Origin of the sequence: Streptomyces sp. GS7 (assembly GCF_009834125.1) — a bacterium.
Taxonomy (GTDB): Bacteria; Actinomycetota; Actinomycetes; order Streptomycetales; family Streptomycetaceae; genus Streptomyces.
Genome location: NZ_CP047146.1, coordinates 7,991,652 through 8,007,434, shown reverse-complemented (window position 1 = coordinate 8,007,434; position 15,783 = coordinate 7,991,652). Strand labels below are relative to the sequence as shown.

The 15,783-nt window shown below is 72.0% G+C and carries 17 protein-coding genes and 1 pseudogene; 7 read left to right on the top strand and 11 right to left on the bottom strand.

What is annotated here, in order from left to right:
• The first annotated feature begins 6 nt into the window (after positions 1–6).
• The 3 genes and pseudogenes from GR130_RS34760 to GR130_RS34750 all read left to right on the top strand — a co-directional run.
• Positions 7–402, top strand: coding sequence for a cytidine deaminase (locus GR130_RS34760; protein WP_159508381.1), 396 nt, complete (start codon positions 7–9; stop codon positions 400–402).
• Positions 403–502: 100 nt separating this feature from the next.
• Complete coding sequence (locus GR130_RS34755) at positions 503–1,780, top strand: thymidine phosphorylase (protein WP_159508380.1); 1,278 nt, start codon at positions 503–505, stop codon at positions 1,778–1,780.
• Between the two features lie 54 nt (positions 1,781–1,834).
• A pseudogene (locus GR130_RS34750) lies at positions 1,835–2,077 on the top strand (Uma2 family endonuclease); the annotation flags it as partial.
• 121 nt (positions 2,078–2,198) lie between these two features.
• Here the strand turns inward: GR130_RS34750 and GR130_RS34745 are convergent.
• From GR130_RS34745 to GR130_RS34725, 5 genes are all read right to left on the bottom strand, one after another.
• Positions 2,199–2,507 carry a hypothetical protein gene (locus GR130_RS34745; RefSeq protein ID WP_236573797.1) on the bottom strand — a complete coding sequence of 103 codons (309 nt, stop codon included), beginning with the start codon at positions 2,505–2,507 and terminating at the stop codon, positions 2,199–2,201.
• A 542-nt stretch (positions 2,508–3,049) separates the two neighbouring features.
• The gene (locus tag GR130_RS34740; protein ID WP_159508378.1) at positions 3,050–3,445 is read right to left on the bottom strand and encodes a DUF6415 family natural product biosynthesis protein; all 396 of its coding nucleotides are present in this window, start codon (positions 3,443–3,445) and stop codon (positions 3,050–3,052) included.
• An 80-nt stretch (positions 3,446–3,525) separates the two neighbouring features.
• Positions 3,526–4,716 carry a helix-turn-helix domain-containing protein gene (locus GR130_RS34735; RefSeq protein WP_159508377.1) on the bottom strand — a complete coding sequence of 397 codons (1,191 nt, stop codon included), beginning with the start codon at positions 4,714–4,716 and terminating at the stop codon, positions 3,526–3,528.
• Between the two features lie 105 nt (positions 4,717–4,821).
• Complete coding sequence (locus tag GR130_RS34730) at positions 4,822–5,463, bottom strand: HAD family hydrolase (RefSeq protein ID WP_159508376.1); 642 nt, start codon at positions 5,461–5,463, stop codon at positions 4,822–4,824.
• 244 nt (positions 5,464–5,707) lie between these two features.
• Complete coding sequence (locus GR130_RS34725) at positions 5,708–7,027, bottom strand: MFS transporter (RefSeq protein ID WP_159508375.1); 1,320 nt, start codon at positions 7,025–7,027, stop codon at positions 5,708–5,710.
• 36 nt (positions 7,028–7,063) lie between these two features.
• Here GR130_RS34725 and GR130_RS34720 point away from each other — a divergent pair, with 36 nt between their 5' ends.
• The gene (locus tag GR130_RS34720) at positions 7,064–8,110 is read left to right on the top strand and encodes a LysR substrate-binding domain-containing protein (protein WP_443043717.1); all 1,047 of its coding nucleotides are present in this window, start codon (positions 7,064–7,066) and stop codon (positions 8,108–8,110) included.
• Positions 8,111–8,128: 18 nt separating this feature from the next.
• Here the strand turns inward: GR130_RS34720 and GR130_RS34715 are convergent, their stop codons facing one another.
• Positions 8,129–8,896 (bottom strand): alpha/beta hydrolase, encoded by a 768-nt coding sequence (locus GR130_RS34715; protein WP_159508374.1) that lies wholly within the window; start codon positions 8,894–8,896, stop codon positions 8,129–8,131.
• A gap of 103 nt (positions 8,897–8,999) precedes the next feature.
• On the opposite strand from GR130_RS34715, the gene GR130_RS34710 reads away from it, so the two are divergent.
• Together GR130_RS34710 and GR130_RS34705 are read left to right on the top strand one after the other, a co-directional pair.
• Entirely contained in the window at positions 9,000–10,160 is a 1,161-nt protein-coding gene (locus GR130_RS34710) for an adenosine deaminase (RefSeq protein WP_159508373.1), read from the top strand.
• 142 nt (positions 10,161–10,302) lie between these two features.
• Positions 10,303–10,563, top strand: a complete 261-nt coding sequence (locus tag GR130_RS34705; RefSeq protein ID WP_159508372.1) for a hypothetical protein — start codon at positions 10,303–10,305, stop codon at positions 10,561–10,563.
• A 113-nt stretch (positions 10,564–10,676) separates the two neighbouring features.
• On the opposite strand, the gene GR130_RS34700 is transcribed toward GR130_RS34705, so the two are convergent.
• From GR130_RS34700 to afsQ1, 5 genes are all read right to left on the bottom strand, one after another.
• Positions 10,677–10,886 (bottom strand): PspC domain-containing protein, encoded by a 210-nt coding sequence (locus GR130_RS34700; protein WP_159508371.1) that lies wholly within the window; start codon positions 10,884–10,886, stop codon positions 10,677–10,679.
• A gap of 100 nt (positions 10,887–10,986) precedes the next feature.
• A complete protein-coding gene (locus tag GR130_RS34695) occupies positions 10,987–11,532 on the bottom strand; it encodes a VanZ family protein (RefSeq protein ID WP_201305081.1) in 546 nt (181 codons plus the stop codon).
• Between the two features lie 124 nt (positions 11,533–11,656).
• Positions 11,657–12,289 (bottom strand): hypothetical protein, encoded by a 633-nt coding sequence (locus GR130_RS34690; RefSeq protein WP_159508370.1) that lies wholly within the window; start codon positions 12,287–12,289, stop codon positions 11,657–11,659.
• Positions 12,286–14,028 carry a sensor histidine kinase gene (locus GR130_RS34685; RefSeq protein ID WP_159508369.1) on the bottom strand — a complete coding sequence of 581 codons (1,743 nt, stop codon included), beginning with the start codon at positions 14,026–14,028 and terminating at the stop codon, positions 12,286–12,288. Before GR130_RS34685 ends, GR130_RS34690 begins: the two co-directional genes overlap by 4 nt.
• Entirely contained in the window at positions 14,025–14,702 is a 678-nt protein-coding gene (gene afsQ1, locus GR130_RS34680) for a two-component system response regulator AfsQ1 (protein ID WP_131124765.1), read from the bottom strand. Before afsQ1 ends, GR130_RS34685 begins: the two co-directional genes overlap by 4 nt.
• A gap of 247 nt (positions 14,703–14,949) precedes the next feature.
• On the opposite strand from afsQ1, the gene GR130_RS34675 reads away from it, so the two are divergent.
• Positions 14,950–15,735 (top strand): SigE family RNA polymerase sigma factor, encoded by a 786-nt coding sequence (locus GR130_RS34675; protein WP_159508367.1) that lies wholly within the window; start codon positions 14,950–14,952, stop codon positions 15,733–15,735.
• Positions 15,736–15,783 lie beyond the last annotated feature (48 nt).

Here is a 15,783-nt window from a genome sequence, read left to right as displayed (position 1 = left end):
ATCGGCATGAGCGCATCTCCCGACTGGGAGTCACTGCGGACGCAGGCCCGGGACGCCATGTCCCGGGCCTACGCCCCGTATTCCGGCTATCCCGTCGGTGCCGCCGCCCTCGTGGACGACGGCCGCACGGTCACCGGCTGCAACGTCGAGAACGCCTCGTACGGCCTCGGGCTGTGCGCCGAGTGCGGTCTGATCTCCGCGCTGTTCGCCGGCGGCGGCGGACGCCTGGTTGCCTTCACCTGCGTCGACGGCGCCGGCGAGCCGCTGGTCCCGTGCGGGCGCTGCCGCCAGCTGCTCTACGAGCACGGCGGCCCGGAGCTGCTGGTCGACACCGCGCTCGGCATCCGCCCGCTGGCCGAACTGCTCCCCGACGCGTTCGGCCCCGGCCACCTGGCCCGCTAGCCACCCCTGGTATCCCCCCGGCGCCGTTGCGCCCGCCCTTTCTGGCCGCCGCCGGCTCTATGCGTGTAGAACGGGAGCTACCCGTTCGAAAGGAAGCCCCATGGACGTCATCAGCGTCATCCGTACCAAGCGCGACCGCGGAGAGCTGACCCCCGATCAGATCGACTGGGTGATCGACGCCTACACCCGTGGCGAGGTCGCCCACGAGCAGATGTCGTCCCTGGCGATGGCCATCTTCCTCAACGGTATGAACCGTACGGAGATCGCCCGCTGGACCGCCGCGATGATCGCCTCCGGTGAGCGGATGGACTTCTCGTCCCTGCCCCGCCCCACCGCCGACAAGCACTCCACCGGCGGCGTCGGCGACAAGATCACCCTCCCGCTCGCCCCGCTCGTCGCCGCCTGCGGCGCCGCCGTACCGCAGCTCTCCGGCCGCGGCCTGGGCCACACCGGCGGCACCCTCGACAAGCTGGAGTCGATCCCCGGCTGGCGCGCGCAGCTGAGCAACGACGAGATGCTGGCCGTCCTCCGCGACGTCGGCTCGGTCATCTGCGCCGCCGGCGACGGCCTCGCCCCCGCCGACAAGAAGCTCTACGCCCTCCGCGACGTCACCGGCACCGTCGAGTCCATCCCGCTCATCGCCTCCTCGATCATGTCCAAGAAGATCGCCGAGGGCACCGGCTCGCTGGTCCTGGACGTCAAGGTCGGCTCCGGCGCGTTCATGAAGAACATCGACGACGCCCGTGAACTCGCCTCCACCATGGTCGGGTTGGGCGCCGACCACGGCGTGAAGACGGTCGCCCTGCTCACCGACATGGCCACCCCGCTCGGCCTCACCGCCGGCAACGCCCTCGAAGTGCGCGAGTCCGTCGAGGTGCTGGCCGGCGGCGGCCCGCAGGACGTCGTCGACCTCACCCTGGCGCTCGCCCGCGAGATGCTCACCGCGGCCGGCCTGCCGGACGCCGACCCCGCCAAGGCCCTGGCCGACGGCTCCGCCATGGACCACTGGCGCCGCATGATCATCGCCCAGGGCGGCGACCCGGACGCGGCCCTCCCGGTCGCCCGCGAGACCCACATCGTGACCGCCCCCTCCACCGGTGTGCTCCAGACCCTCGACGCGTACGCGGTCGGCCTCGCCGCCTGGCGCCTGGGCGCCGGCCGGGCCCGCAAGGAGGACCCGGTGCAGGCCGGCGCGGGCATCGAGCTGCACGCCAAGCCGGGAGACGCGGTGACGGCGGGCCAGCCGCTCCTCACCCTCCACACCGACACCCCGGAGAAGTTCGACTACGCCCTCGCGGCGCTGGACGGCGGGGTGGAGATCGGGCCGTCGGACGCGGGCTTCACGGCCTCGCCGGTGGTGCTGGAGCGGATCGGCTGACCTGCGGTTTTCCCATTCGGGTGAACGGGATCGGTGGACCGGCGCCGGTCCCGTATCACCTCCCGGTCCAATGCGAATCACGACCGGGTCGAGAAGCTCCACGGTTACGCTGACGCAGGGGTTCCTCTCTACCTGTTGCTGGACCCCTGGCACTCCGGCAGGCCCACCGCGACGCTGTACGGGCAGCCGGCGGGTGGTCTGTATCGCGTGCTGGAAACCGTGAAGTACGGCGACAAGCTGCACCTGCCGACGCCGTTCGATGTCACGGTCGACACCGCGCTCTTCCCTACCGGCTGAGACTCTCTCACGACGAAGTGCCCGTCCCGCCAGGACAAGTGGCGGGACGGGCCCTTCGGCTCGCGCGGCCCGGCGGTCCGGTGTGAGGCGGAGCCTCCCGTGCTGGTCCGGGAGTTGGCAGTCAACGCATCCGCTTCGGGCACAGATGCTCCGGCCTGAAGAAGTTCGGGCAGGCGATCAGATGCACGGCGTAGAAGGTGGTGCCCCCGTTGATCCACCAGCCTCCGACGACATCGCGTCCCTGGTCCACCGTCTCCCGTGCGCTGTTGACCTGGGCCCGAATGGTCCCGGGGTCCTTCGTGTGGAATCCGTCGAACCGGTCGGCGTAGTCGACGATCTGCTTCCCGAACCAGGTGGCTGCTTCGCCGGCATCGTGGAACGTCTCCTTCACGAACGAGGCATGTTTGAGCAGCCAGTTGGCTGGTTCCAACGGGACCACTGATGCTGATGCGAACTGGGGATCACCAGAGCGTCGCAGAGAGTCGGTGCCGTACTCCGACCCTGATCCTGCCCAGGTGTATCCGTGGTGGTGAACGTTCAAGGAGTCCTCCAGATAGGAGGCGGCCCCTCAACGAGGAGCCGCCCTGTCTCACTGGCGCGGAGCGCTTACCGCGTTACTGGCGCCCGCACCCGTCACCGTCGCCGCAACCGCCGCTGGGGTTGCCGCCCTGGCCGTCGTCCTCGTCGCCTGCGCCGGCCTTGACCGGATCGAACCGATATCGCATGCTGCACCTCCTGGTGCGTGAGCGACGCGGGGTCCGTCCCCGCGTCGGTGTGCACTGGCAGGGGCCTCCTGAGGAGGCCCGGACCCGTCCCGGCCGGATGTCCGGCCAAGGAATCGCCGGCTGGGACGGGGGCTTCATGTGCTCCCCGGACGTCAGGGCTCGCGCCGCGGCGCGTCCGGGGGCCGGTGTTGCGGGGGCGTGATCGGCGCCGCGGTCCTGGGCGGCGCCACCGACGTGCGCCCGCTCCTCACCAGCCCTCCCTTGCCGTGTAGTGGGCGAGTAGCCACTGGCAATCCCGGGCGAGTTGATGCACATGGACGTGGGCGGACAACGCGCCGTCTCCGAGGCCCCGCCGCGTCTGCTGCTCGATGCCGTCGAACCGGGCCGTTATGTGGTGCACCTCGCAGCCCGTCGGCGACTGGCAGCCGGCCCTCTCCCGGGCCTCGACGAGTAGCAGTTCGACATGCCCCCGCAAGTCCTCCGCCACCTCGGCCAGTTCCCCGAGCTCGGGACGCCCCGAGCCCAGGCAGAGAGCCCGGCGAATCGTCCTACTGATGGTGTCGGCAACGATGGGCCACTCGCCGGGGGAGGTGCGCACGCCACCCGACTCGGGGGCTGCGGATGGAGCTGTCGTTGTGGTCATGGTCATCTCCCTGTGCCGTTGGGCTCAGGAAGAGGCTGGCCCCGGGAAGGAGGCGCAAGTACCCCTGCGAGGGGTACCCGTCAGACGCACTCGCCCGCGTGGCACCATGCGGCGAAGTTCGACAGTCTCTCCGCATCCGCGCGCTTGAGGCGGCGCAAGGTAGCCGCGTCCTCACGCACCCATCGGTGTTCCCTGGCGTGCTGGGGAGCGATCCGGCGCGCCACCTGCAACGACTCGAACGCCGCGTCCGGCCGCCCGGACCAGAGCTGTGCGCGGCCCAGTTCGATGTAGAAGCTGCTGCGCCGCTCGGCCGGCACGTCCTGTGGCGGCTTCCAGACGCGCGCCAGTTCCAGCGCCCGTTCGAGACGGGCGCCGCCGAGGCTGACGGCCACGGATACCTCGTGGATGCGGACGCTGTTCGGGCCGAAGGCCGTTCCGCCGTAGACACCCTCCGGTACCCGATCGCCGAGGGCACGTGCCTCGTCGAGGTGGGTCTCTGCCGCGTCCCCCTCGCCCGCTCGCCCGGCGATCACCGCGGCGCGCATGTGCAACGCGCCGCGCGCCGCGAGAGCGGACGGCCTCGTGTCCCGGGGAAGTCCCTCCAAGGCTCCCGCGAGCGCACGAAATCCGGCCGCGTGCGCCTTGGAGGCGAAGAACGTCTCCGTTCGCACATACGCCACTGTCGCGTCCACAAGGGGGTCATCAGCATGGCGTGCGGCCCACCGCATGAGATCGATCAGCCGCGCGGAGAGGTCCGTCGCCCCGTACTTGAACGCCACGGCGTCCGCGGCCCGGCAAGCGTCCACCAGGAGTCTGGCCACCGCGGGGCGGTGGTGTGGTGGCGCGGTCCGGAGCGCGCGACACAGTTCGGTGAGAAGAGCTGGAGCGGCGCGGGAGATCCGGACGTACTGTGCGCTGAGACGGTGCGTGACCATTGAGGCGACAGCCCCATGGAGAGCTGCCGGTTCGCGGCACGGTCCGTCTTCCGGGTCCTCGTACGTCGCGAGCACCGCGGACAGGGACGGTATGGCTTGGTGCACGCGGTCATCGGGACGTTCCCGGTTCGGAAGCAGCCGGGCGGGATCGTGGCCGAGAGCCATCGCCACGGCATCAAGTAAGCAGTCGGAGACCCCGCGTTCGCCCCGTTCGATCTTCCGCAGAGTGCCGAGGGCGATGCCGGCGGCGCGGGCCAGTTCGGCTTGGGTGAGGCCGGCGATACGGCGTTCATAGGCGATGCGGGGGCCTACCCCGCTGTACACGATGCTGGGCATGCTCGCTCCGTTCGGTACGGCCGCTCCGAACCGTACCCGCGCAGTCACGCACCGGTTCCGCAAACAGCCCTGCCCGTACCCGGCAGGCGGAGCCGTCGAGTTGACTCACCGGGGCACGAGCACGTCCACCAACTCGGCGAGGCTGCCGACCCGCCAGTCCGCGGCCGAGGCTTTCGCGTCTTCCGCCCACAGGTGCCCCCATGGCCCCCGGCGCAGGTGTGCTGTGCGCAGGCCGGCAGCGCGCGCCGGAACCATGTCGTTCTGCGGGTGATCGCCGACGTACAGCACCTCGCCCGCTTCGACCCCGGCCAGTTCCACGGTGCGGGCGAAGAAGTCCGGGTCCGGCTTGGCCACTCCCCATTCCCCGGACACGGCCACGGCGTCCACCGGCAGGTCGAGGGCGCGCAGGAGATCACCGGCCCGCCGGGTCTGGTTGCCTGCCACCACCACGCGCATTCCGGAATCGCGGAGCGCGGCCAGGGACGACCGGACGTCGGGGTACAGATCGGTCTCATCCAGGAACTCGCCCAGGCCGGCCCGCTCCATCGCTGCCCGCTCCGCCTCGACGTCGATACCCGGCCGGACGAGCCGAAGCGCCTCGGCGTTGTCCCGTCCCTGTGCCACCACCGCGCCGACCAAGGCGGACAGCGTGTGCCGGCCGACGCCGAGCCAGTCGGCCCACGCGCCCCATCCGCGGTCGTCTCTGATCAGGGTTTCGCCGACATCGAACGCGACAGCACGGATCATGCGGGCAGCCTACGGTGGCCCGCTACGGTCGACAGAGGCGCCCTGGCCCGCTCCGCGACGCCTTGACGTTCACGTGTGTGGCCGGTCATCGCAGCGCGCGGTGTGTGACCGTGAGCGCCGTGCGTGCGGTGGCGGGCCGAGCGACGAAGAGCGCGAAGAAGACGAAGAGCCCGCCCCACCAGGACAGGTGGCGGAACGGGCCCTTCGGCTCGCGCGGCCCCGGAGGGCCGTATCGGGCGGGCGGTTACGCGGCCCTCGCCAGGCTCAGCAGCCGCCGCTCGGCCACCGCCTTGCGCGTGGCGTAGAGGGTGATCGACGCCGCGCCGGCCATCGCGGCCAGGCCGAGCAGGACGGTGCCCTGCCAGCCGGCGGCGCGGAAGGCGACCGCGCCGAGGGCGCCGCCCAGGCTGCTGCCGATGTAGTACGCGCACTGGTAGAGCGCGGACGCCTGTGCGCGGGCGGTCTTCGCGGTGCGGCTGACCGAGGACGAGGCGACCGCGTGGCCCGCGAAGAAGCCGGCGGTGATCAGCACCAGGCCCGCGAGCACCGCGGCGACCGAGGCGGCCAGGGTGAGCAGCAGACCGGTGGAGGTGGTGCCGACGGCCAGGTAGAGGGCGCCGCGGCGGCCCATCCGGCCGACCAGCGTGCCGGCCGCGGCCGAGGAGACCGTACCGACCAGGTAGACGATGAAGATCGAGCCGACGATGCCCTGCGGCAGGTTGAACGGCGCGGCGACCAGGCGGTAGCCGATCACCGTGTAGACCGCGCCGAAGACGGTCATGAACAGGGCGCCGATGCCGTAGAGGCGGCGCAGCAGCGGGTCGGAGAGGTGGCCGCCCAGCGTGCGGGCCAGCGTCCGCGGGCCGACCGAACGCGCCGCGAAGTGGCGGGCCTTGGGCACCAGCAGCCGGAACGCCACCGCGCACACCACGGCCAGTGCGCCCACCGCGCCGAGCGCGGCCCGCCAGCCCCACGCCTGCGCGACCCAGCCGGTCAGGATCCGCCCGGACATCCCGCCGATGCTGTTGCCGGCCACGAACAGGCCGATCGCCCCGACCAGCGCCTTGGCGCGTACCTCCTCCGCCAGGAACGCCATCGCCGACGCGGGCAGCCCGGCCAGCGCGACGCCCTGCACGGCGCGCAGCGCGATCAGTACGCCGAGGGTCGGCGCGAACGGGACCAGCAGCGCGATCAGTGCGGCGACGGAGAGCGAGGCCGTCATCAGCGTGCGGCGGCCGAAGCGCTCGGAGACCGCGCTCAGCGGGATCACGCCCAGCGCCAGACCGAAGGTGGCCGCCGAGACGGTCCAACTGGCCTGGTCGGGGGAGACGTTGAGGTCGCCGGAGATGGCGGGCAGCAGCGCCTGGGTGGAGTAGAGGAGGGCGAAGGTGGCCACTCCGGCGGCGAAGAGGGCGAGGCTCATCCGGCGGTAGCCGGGGCCGCCCGGCCGCAGCTTGTCCGACTCGGGGTCGGGGGCGGCGGCGATGGAGGAGGTGTCGGTGGACGACTGGGGAGAGGCGGCCGCACGGTCGGTGACGGACGCCCCGGTATCAGCGGGAGGCATACGTCGAACGTAGGCCCCCCCTACTTCATGCGTCCAATGCATGGAAACGCCATAATCGATGCCGTGCCACATGACCGCAGCTCACAACCGCCTCTGTTGCAAGCTCGCAACACAAAACACACTCCGGAGCGCCTGCGCGGCGCTCCGCCCGAGGGCCCGGAGCCCGCCGAGCTGGGCCCGGGCTCCTGGGCGCTGGCGCTCGCCCCGCGGCTCGCCCAGTTCGCCGCCGTCGCCCGGCACGAGCACGTCACCCGCGCCGCACACGAACTCGGCATGCCACAGCCCACCCTCAGCCGCGCCATCGTCCGGCTGGAGAGCGACCTCGGCGTCGCGCTCTTCGCCCGGCACGGCCGCACCCTCTCCCTCACCCCGGCCGGCCGCGGCTTCCTCGCCGCCGCCGAGCGCGCCCTCACCGACCTGGAGCGGGCCACCGACTCCGTCCGCGCCGACGCCGACCCGGCCGCCGGGAAGGTCGCCTTCGGCTTTCTGCACACGCTCGGCCCGGAGACCGTCCCCGGCCTGATCCGCAGCTTCCGCGCCGACCACCCGGGGGTCCGCTTCCAGCTCGTCCAGAACTACGGCGAGGCGATGATCGAACGGCTGCGGGCCGGCGACCTCGACCTCTGCCTGACCTCCCCGGTCCCCGACTACCCGGACCTGGTCGCCCGCCGGCTCGACGAGCAGAAGCTCCGCCTCGTCGTCCCGGACGACCACCCGCTGGCCGCCCGCAAGCGCATCCGGCTCGCGGAGGCCGCCGGCGAACTCTTCGTCACCCTCGAACCGGGCTACGGCCTGCGCCGGATCACCGACGCGCTGTGCGCCGAGGCCGGGTTCACCCCGCGCATCGCGTTCGAGGGCGAGGAGGCCGAGACCTTGCGCGGCCTGGTCGCGGCCGGCCTGGGCGTGGCCCTGCTGCCGCCGCCCGCGGTGCCCCGGCCCGGCGTCGCCGAACTGACCGTGACCGCCCCGCGCGCCGTCCGGGAGATCGGCGTGGCGTGGCTGGACGGCCATCCGGATGCTCCGCCGGTGGCCGCGTTCAAGAAGTTCCTGCTGAGCCGGCGGGGACGGCTGCTGCCCCGCTGAGGGCCGCCGCCCTACCGCTCAGTACCGCAGCGACCGCCCGAACCCCGACGCCAGCGGCATCCGCAGCCCCAGGGGCGGCGGGGCGGCCAGGGCGTCCTTCACCGGCCGGGCGAAGTTCCGGGTGAACAGTGAACCGAGCATGAAGTCCGCGGCCAGCGCCCAGACTTCGGAGCGGTGCTGGTGCAGCGAGTGGCCGTCGGAGTGCACCTCGAAGCGGCAGGTGTCGCGATTGACCTTCTTGGCCCGCTCGGCGTAGCGGTAGGAGAGTTCGGGGTCGACCCGCTCGTCGTTGGTGCCGTGCACCAGCAGTACCTGCCGGCCGATGAGCTGCTTGACCGGGTCGGGATCGACGTCGTCCCGGCGCGGGTCGGGCAGCCAAGGGGCTATCGCCAGGACGGAGTTGACGGCCGGGTGGCCGGCGGCGTGCAGCGCGGCGCGGGCGCCCATGCCGGTGCCGACCAGCGCCACCGGGACGTCGCCGTAGCGCCGTACCACCTCCTCCAGCGCCCAGGAGGCGTCCCGCGCCGGATGCGCGGCGGCGCCGTTCCAGCCGCGGCAGCGGTAGTGCACTACGTGGGCCGTCAGCCCCTCGGGCCGGCCGGCCCTCGCCAGCCGGGCCGCCAGCGGGCGCACCGCGAGCGCCGGCACCGGTGACGGCCGCCGCAGCCCGGTCGGCCCGCCCCCGGGCAATAAGAGAGCGACACCGCTCACCGCCTTTTCCGTCCCCGCCGATCCCAGTGGTTTTCCCAGCCGGGCCTCGCGCACCGGTAGCGCTTGCTGAGCCATGCCGAGAACGATGACAGAAGGCGGCGCACTGTCCACCCTGTGGACGGGTCACTGTTACGTATCGTTCGGTCTGATCTACGCGCGTAGGGGCTAGAGTGCGGCAATGACGAGCGAGACGAGTAACCTGCCGACCGCCGAACAGATCCTCCGCGCCCCCAAGGTCCTGCTCCACGACCACCTCGACGGCGGGCTGCGCCCCGGTACCGTCGTCGACCTGGCCGGCGAGAACGGATACCCCGGCCTCCCCGAAACCGACCCGGAGAAGCTCGGGATCTGGTTCCGCGAGGCCGCCGACTCCGGCTCGCTGGAGCGCTACCTGGAGACCTTCGCGCACACCTGTGCCGTCATGCAGACCCGCGAGGCGCTGACCCGGGTCGCCGCCGAGTGCGCCGAGGACCTGGCCGCCGACGGCGTCGTCTACGCCGAGGTGCGCTACGCCCCCGAACAGCACCTGGAGCAGGGCCTCAGCCTCGAAGAGGTCGTCGAGGCCGTCAACGACGGCTTCCGGGAGGGCGAGCGGCGCGCCCGCGAGAACGGCCACCGCATCCGCGTCGGCGCCCTGCTCACCGCCATGCGGCACGCCGCCCGCGCCCTGGAGATCGCCGAACTCGCCAACCGCTACCGCGACTCGGGCGTCGTCGGCTTCGACATCGCGGGCGCCGAGGCCGGCTACCCGCCCACCCGCCACCTCGACGCCTTCGAATACCTCAAGCGGGAGAACAACCACTTCACCATCCACGCCGGTGAAGCCTTCGGCCTGCCCTCCATCTGGCAGGCGCTCCAGTGGTGCGGCGCCGACCGCCTCGGCCACGGCGTCCGCATCATCGACGACATCGAGGTCGGTGAGGACGGCTCCGTCGCCCTCGGCCGGCTCGCCTCGTACGTCCGCGACAAGCGCATCCCGCTGGAGATGTGCCCCACCTCCAACCTCCAGACCGGCGCCGCCACTTCCTATGCGGAGCACCCCATCGGCCTGCTGCGCCGGCTGCAGTTCCGCCTCACGGTCAACACCGACAACCGCCTGATGAGCGGCACCAGCATGTCGCGGGAATTCGAGCACCTGGTGAAGACATTCCGCTACACCCTCGACGACATGCAGTGGTTCACGGTCAATGCCATGAAGTCGGCCTTCATTCCTTTCGATGAACGTCTGGCCATGATCAATGACGTCATCAAGCCCGGATATGCGGAACTCCGGTCCGAGTGGCTGTTTCGCCAGAGCGCCACAAGTCCCCTTGCCAACAAGGGATCTGACGCTGAGTGAGTGATCAGGAAAAAGACTTAGCGCAACGGCCGGTGGATTGTCCACCGGCCGTTTTTTCGGCGGTGGCGGCTGTTTGCGGCGGTGGTGGCGCAATCACTAGGTTTCTTAGCCGGTCAAGCCCCCATCACGAGGACGTAATTCGATGAAGCAGACTGTCAAGACTCTTGGTGCCGTCGCGCTCGGCGCCGTCTTCGCCGCCACCGCCGCGGGCGCTGCCTCCGCCGCCCCGGTCGGCAACTCGATCGACACCAGCGGGGTGCTGCACAGCCTGTCGGGCACCCAGACCGTCGCCGGAGCCGGCCACGTCAAGAAGGGCGGCAACCCCATCCGGACCCACGTCACCCCCCAGGGCAACCAGATCGTCGGTCTGCCCGTCGCGGCCCCCGACCTCCCCCTGAACTGAGCAGCCGACCGGCCGGCTCCCCCGTCCCCTAGGGGACGCCCCCGCTGCGCCCCGTTCCGTACGTCGCATTCCGTACGGAGCGGGGCGCGGTCATGTCCCGGGGGATCTCGGGGCTACCACGCCGCGGCACCGCTCGCCCGGTCCTCCGAGGGGAGGAGCACCCAGAGCGCCAGATAGACCAGGAACTGCGGACCGGGGAGCAGGCACGAGAGCAGGAAGAGCACCCGCATCGTGGCCGGGCGGGTGCCGAAGCGGCGGGCGAGGCCGGCGCAGACACCGGCGATCATGCGGTTGTCGGTGGGGCGGACCAGTGCGGCGGCCATGGGGCTGCTCCTTCTCGACGCCCTCTTCGACGCTCTTCTCGGCGTCCTTCTCGGCGTCCTTCTCGGCGGATGCGGGGCGATCGCCCCGCATGCCTCAAAGCTAGGTTCGGCCGCCGGAGAAGACGTCAGCCTGCGGGGCCAGACCGACCCTGGAGATCTTCGGGGTCGCACCCCTGGGGTGCTCGTACCGGCGGCGGAGACGGGACCGCGCCCCGGGGACGACGGCCAGGTGGGCCAGTGCCACCCCCAGGGTGCTCAGCAGCGCGGTGTCGATGTCCGGGACCTGCCCCGGCACCCCGGACTGGAGCACCTCGATGGCCAGCGCGATCATCGCTCCGGCGAAGACGGTACGGGCCAGGGACCCCAGCGGGGAAACGTTCAACCGGCCGCCCGCCAGTGGCAGCAGCACCCCCAGCGGCGCCAGCAGCAGCACCGAACCGCCCAGGTGCCACACCGCCTGCCACGTACCGCGCGCCAGCTCGGCGTGGATCGACGCCAGCGGCTCCAGATTCGGCGCCGGCACCCACGGCACCGTACGAGGACGCAGCATCAGCCAGCAGACGATCAGCAGATGCACCACAAGGAGGAGGATTCCGGTGGCGCGCAAACGGGGGGCGACGGTGCCGCCAGGGCCATGACGCTGCACACAGGCCAGGACGCCGGTAGCGGGGGCCGCGGTTCCGCCGCCCGGAGAGGCCGGGCTCGGCCGGACGAACGGCCCGGCCGTACAGGGGCCCCGAACGCCGCCGGGCCCCTCGGCGCGGCGCCGCTCAGCTCTGCTCGGACAGCGGATCGCCCCAGCCCGTCCGCTGCGCGATGTCCGGATTGGTCAGCACGTCCGCCGAGCAGTCGTAGCGGTGCGGCGCACCCGCACCCGGGCCGCCCAGCAGCGCCGCGTGCGTCCGGCCCAGCGCACTGCTCGCCCCGTACGTGCACACCAGCTGCGCCAGCGCGAACGACGGCAGATCGTCCGGCTGCACCGACAGCCGCAGCGCCTCCTCCGGATCGCCGGACCGCGGCCCGTCGACCCGCAGTTCCCTGGGCAGCACCGTGCTGAACCCGGCCCTGACCTCCTCGGGCAGCGGCTGCCGCTGCAACTCGGCGAGCAGTGTCCGGGCCGACATCAGCCGGACCTCCGCCGCCGTGGTCCCCTTGGGCGGCGGCACCATCCGCTCCACCTGGGCCAGCGCCGAACCGCACACCAGGTAGACCGAGACCTGCACCGCGGCGGTCGCGCCCGGCTCCGGCTCGGCGGCCGGGGCCTTGCAGCTCACCCGCGACGGCGCCCCGCCCGCGTCGACCGGCACGGACGTCCCGCGGATCCCGCAGCCCGCAGCGGCCAGGGCCAGTGCCGTGAGCGCCGCGGTGCGCCGCCACGTCCCGGGCCGGATGCACACCGTCATCGCCCGCCCTCCGCGCCCTCGTCGCCACCGCCGGACGTCCCGCCGTCCGCCCGCTGTGCGCCCTCGGACAGCCGGGAGGCGTCCATCGGCAGCCGCAGGGTGAACACCGCGCCGCCCTCGGGGTGATTGGCCGCGGTGATCTCCCCGCCGTGGATGTGCGCGTTCTCCAGCGCGATCGACAGGCCCAGACCGCTGCCCTCCGACCGCGGCCGGGACGCGCTCGCCTTGTAGAAGCGGTCGAAGACGTGCGGCAGGACCTCCTCCGGGATGCCCGGACCGTGGTCCCGCACCCGGATCACCAGCCGCCCTCCCTCGTCCGCCGCGCCCTCGTCCGCCGCGCCCTCGGGCGGCTCCGCGCGCTCCCCGGCCTCCGCGCGCTCCGCGGTGTCCGGACGCTCCTCGGGCTCGGTACGCACCGACACCCGTACCGGCGAGCCGCCGTGCTTGAGGGCGTTGCCGATCAGATTCGCCAGGATCACATCCAGCCGCCGCGGGTCCAGGCGGGCCATGACGCCGCGGTCGGCGTCCAGGTCCACCGCGTCCAGCCAGGCCCGCGCGTCGATACAGGCGGTCACCTGGTCGGCGACGTCGACGTCGTCCAGCACCAGCCGGGCCGTCCCCGCGTCGAAGCGGGTGACCTCCATGAGGTTCTCGACGAGATCGTTCAGCCGCCGGGTCTCGCTGACCACCAGCTGCACGGCCGGCGCGATCATCGGGTCGAGGGAGTCCGCCTCCTCCTCCAGCACCTCGCTGACCGCGGTGATCGCGGTCAGCGGGGTGCGCAGCTCGTGCGACATGTCCGCGACGAACCGGCGGGACGCCGCCTCCCGTGCGCTCAGCTCCTCGACGCGCTGCTCCAGCCGCTCCGCCGTGCGGTTGAACGTCCGCGACAGATCCGCCAGTTCGTCCGTGCCGGTCACCCGAAGCCGGGTGTCCAGCCGCCCTTCGCCCAGCTGCCGCGCCGCGTACCCCAGCCGCTGCACGGGCCGCAGCACGGTCGTCGCGGCGGCCTGCGCCAGCAGCGCCGAGCCGACCAGCGCCAGCGCCGTCGCGATCCCCAGGGACCAGGCCAGCGAGGTGAGGTCCTGCCGCTCGGTGGCCAGCGACTTCATCATGTAGCCGGTCGGCCCGCCGCCGATCACCTTCGCCCCGGCGACGAGGTACGGGACGTCCTCGACCTCGTTGCGCTGCCAGTACAGATGGTGCGCGAAGTGGTTGGACTCGTCGACCGGGCGCACCTGGTCGACCGCGTTGCGCAGCGACTGCGGGACGGTCCTGAGCGTCAGCAGGTCCTTGTTGGTGGTGGCCGCGCACTCCTTGCCCTCGCGGTCCAGCCCGATCAGCAGCACCGTGTAGTTCTGCGGACCGGCCGCCATCTGCCGTGCGGCGTCCTGGAGTTCGGAGCACCGCGGGCGCAGCGGCAGCGACCGCGTACTGTCCTCCAGCGACTTGCGGAAGTCCTTGAGGACGGCGTTCTGGGTACGGTCCAGGACCGTGTTGCGGTTGAGCCAGTACGCGATCCCGGACGCCGAGACCGCCGCCGTCAGCGCGACCAGCGCGAACACCACGACCAGCCGCAGCCGCAGGCTCGTCCAGCGCAGCAGCCCGGCGGCCCGGCGCAGCAGCCGGGTGGCCCGGCGGCCGGAACCGGAACCGCCTCCGGCAGCCGCCTGGCCCGAAGCGCCGCTGTCCGCCGCCGTGCCCGGCGTGCCGTCGTCTCCCCGGGAGCGTTCCGTCACTGCGGGGTGTCCAGTCGGTAGCCGACGCCGCGGACCGTGCGGATCAGCGTCGGCGAGGACGGGACGTCCTCCACCTTCGCGCGCAGCCGCTGCACACAGGCGTCCACCAGCCGCGAGTCGCCGAGGTAGTCGTGCTCCCACACCAGCCGCAGCAGCTGCTGCCGGGACAGCGCCTGACCGGGCCGGCGGCTGAGCTCCAGCAGCAACCGCAGCTCGGTCGGCGTCAGTTGCAGATCCTCGCCGTTCTTGGTGACGGTCATCGCCGAGCGGTCGATCACCAGCGAACCGAACGTCGCCGAATCGCTGGACTCGCGCTCACCGCGGCGCAGCACGGCCCGGATCCGGGCGTCCAGCACCCGCCCCTGCACCGGCTTGACCACATAGTCGTCCGCACCGGACTCCAGCCCCACCACCACGTCGATGTCGTCGTTGCGTGCGGTGAGCAGGATGATGGGCAGCTGGTCCGTACGCCGGATCCGCCGGCACACCTCGAAACCGTCGATGCCCGGCAGCATCACGTCCAGCACGATCAGGTCCGGCCGCTGCTCGCGCAGCAGTTTCAGGCCGTCCTCGCCCGTCGCCGCGGTCACCACACGGTGACCCTGGCGGGACAGCGAGAGTTCGAGGGCCGTGCGGATGGCGTCGTCGTCCTCGATCAGCAACAGGAAAGGCACGCAGCCATTCTGGCCCATGGCACGGCGGGAGATCGACCGGTGCCGCGCTGCCACACCCGGCCCGCCCGGATGACGGAGCACGCCGCACCGTCACCGGCCCTGTGACACGTCTGTGACAGTCGGCGGACACCCCGATGAAACTGGCTTGGCAGTCTTTTGGGCATCCGGAAGAGATCAACACCCGCAACGGGCGAGATCAGCGCCGGGACACACCGAACGAACTGGCTCAACCGACGGGGGGCGCGAGATGAACACACTGCACGGCACCACTTCCAGCGCAGTTATCACGCGGCTCCACGATGTCGTGCGGGCCGGCGAGAAGTCCGGTGCTGTGGGCGGGCGGGGGTGCGCTCGCGGCACCGGGCGTCAACGGCCGCCGTACATGGTGGCCATTGACGCGACGATGGTGCACAACGGGTCCAACGGGGGAAACGGGGGCCAGGAGAGCGCCAACGGGGGAGCGGAGTACAGGGAGACGGGGGACCGGCGCACCGCGGCGGAGGCGGCCGAGGCCGAAGCGGCCTTCACCGCCTACGTCCAGGAGCGCCGCGCCTCCCTGTACGCCACCGCGTACCACCTGACCGGTGACCGCTACGAGGCCGAGGACCTGCTGCAGAGCGCGCTGTTCTCGACCTACCGGGCGTGGGACCGGATCAGCGACAAGGCGGCGGTCGGCGGCTATCTGCGGCGCACCATGACCAACCTGCACATCAGCGCCTGGCGCCGCCGCAAGCTCAACGAGTACCCGACCGAGGAACTGCCCGAGACCGCCGGCGACGTGGACGCGATGCGGGGCACCGAGCTGCGCGCCGTCCTGTGGCAGGCGCTGGCCCGGCTGCCGGAGGCGCAGCGCACCATGCTGGTGTTGCGCTACTACGAAGGCCGCACGGACCCGGAGATCGCGGACATCCTCAACATCAGCGTCGGCACGGTCAAGTCCAGCATCTGGCGCTCGCTGCGCCGGCTGCGCGAGGACGAGGTCCTCAGCTTCGGCCGTGACGAGGAGGAGTCCTTCGGCGAACTGGTCGCCTGAGGACGGGGGGGGAACGCCCGAGGGGGCGGAAGAACCCGAGGGGGATCC

Excerpts from the sequence above, each read along its gene's own strand:
- GR130_RS34675 (WP_159508367.1), top strand. The coding sequence starts at position 14,950 with ATGAACACACTGCACGGCACCACTTCCAGCGCAGTTATCACGCGGCTC.
- GR130_RS34710 (WP_159508373.1), top strand. The coding sequence starts at position 9,000 with ATGACGAGCGAGACGAGTAACCTGCCGACCGCCGAACAGATCCTCCGC.
- GR130_RS34725 (WP_159508375.1), bottom strand. The coding sequence starts at position 7,027 with ATGCCTCCCGCTGATACCGGGGCGTCCGTCACCGACCGTGCGGCCGCC.
- GR130_RS34700 (WP_159508371.1), bottom strand. The coding sequence starts at position 10,886 with ATGGCCGCCGCACTGGTCCGCCCCACCGACAACCGCATGATCGCCGGT.
- GR130_RS34720 (WP_443043717.1), top strand. The coding sequence starts at position 7,064 with ATGCATGGAAACGCCATAATCGATGCCGTGCCACATGACCGCAGCTCA.
- GR130_RS34755 (WP_159508380.1), top strand. The coding sequence starts at position 503 with ATGGACGTCATCAGCGTCATCCGTACCAAGCGCGACCGCGGAGAGCTG.
- GR130_RS34730 (WP_159508376.1), bottom strand. The coding sequence starts at position 5,463 with ATGATCCGTGCTGTCGCGTTCGATGTCGGCGAAACCCTGATCAGAGAC.
- GR130_RS34705 (WP_159508372.1), top strand. The coding sequence starts at position 10,303 with ATGAAGCAGACTGTCAAGACTCTTGGTGCCGTCGCGCTCGGCGCCGTC.
- GR130_RS34715 (WP_159508374.1), bottom strand. The coding sequence starts at position 8,896 with ATGGCTCAGCAAGCGCTACCGGTGCGCGAGGCCCGGCTGGGAAAACCA.
- GR130_RS34735 (WP_159508377.1), bottom strand. The coding sequence starts at position 4,716 with ATGCCCAGCATCGTGTACAGCGGGGTAGGCCCCCGCATCGCCTATGAA.
- GR130_RS34760 (WP_159508381.1), top strand. The coding sequence starts at position 7 with ATGAGCGCATCTCCCGACTGGGAGTCACTGCGGACGCAGGCCCGGGAC.
- GR130_RS34690 (WP_159508370.1), bottom strand. The coding sequence starts at position 12,289 with ATGACGGTGTGCATCCGGCCCGGGACGTGGCGGCGCACCGCGGCGCTC.
- GR130_RS34740 (WP_159508378.1), bottom strand. The coding sequence starts at position 3,445 with ATGACCACAACGACAGCTCCATCCGCAGCCCCCGAGTCGGGTGGCGTG.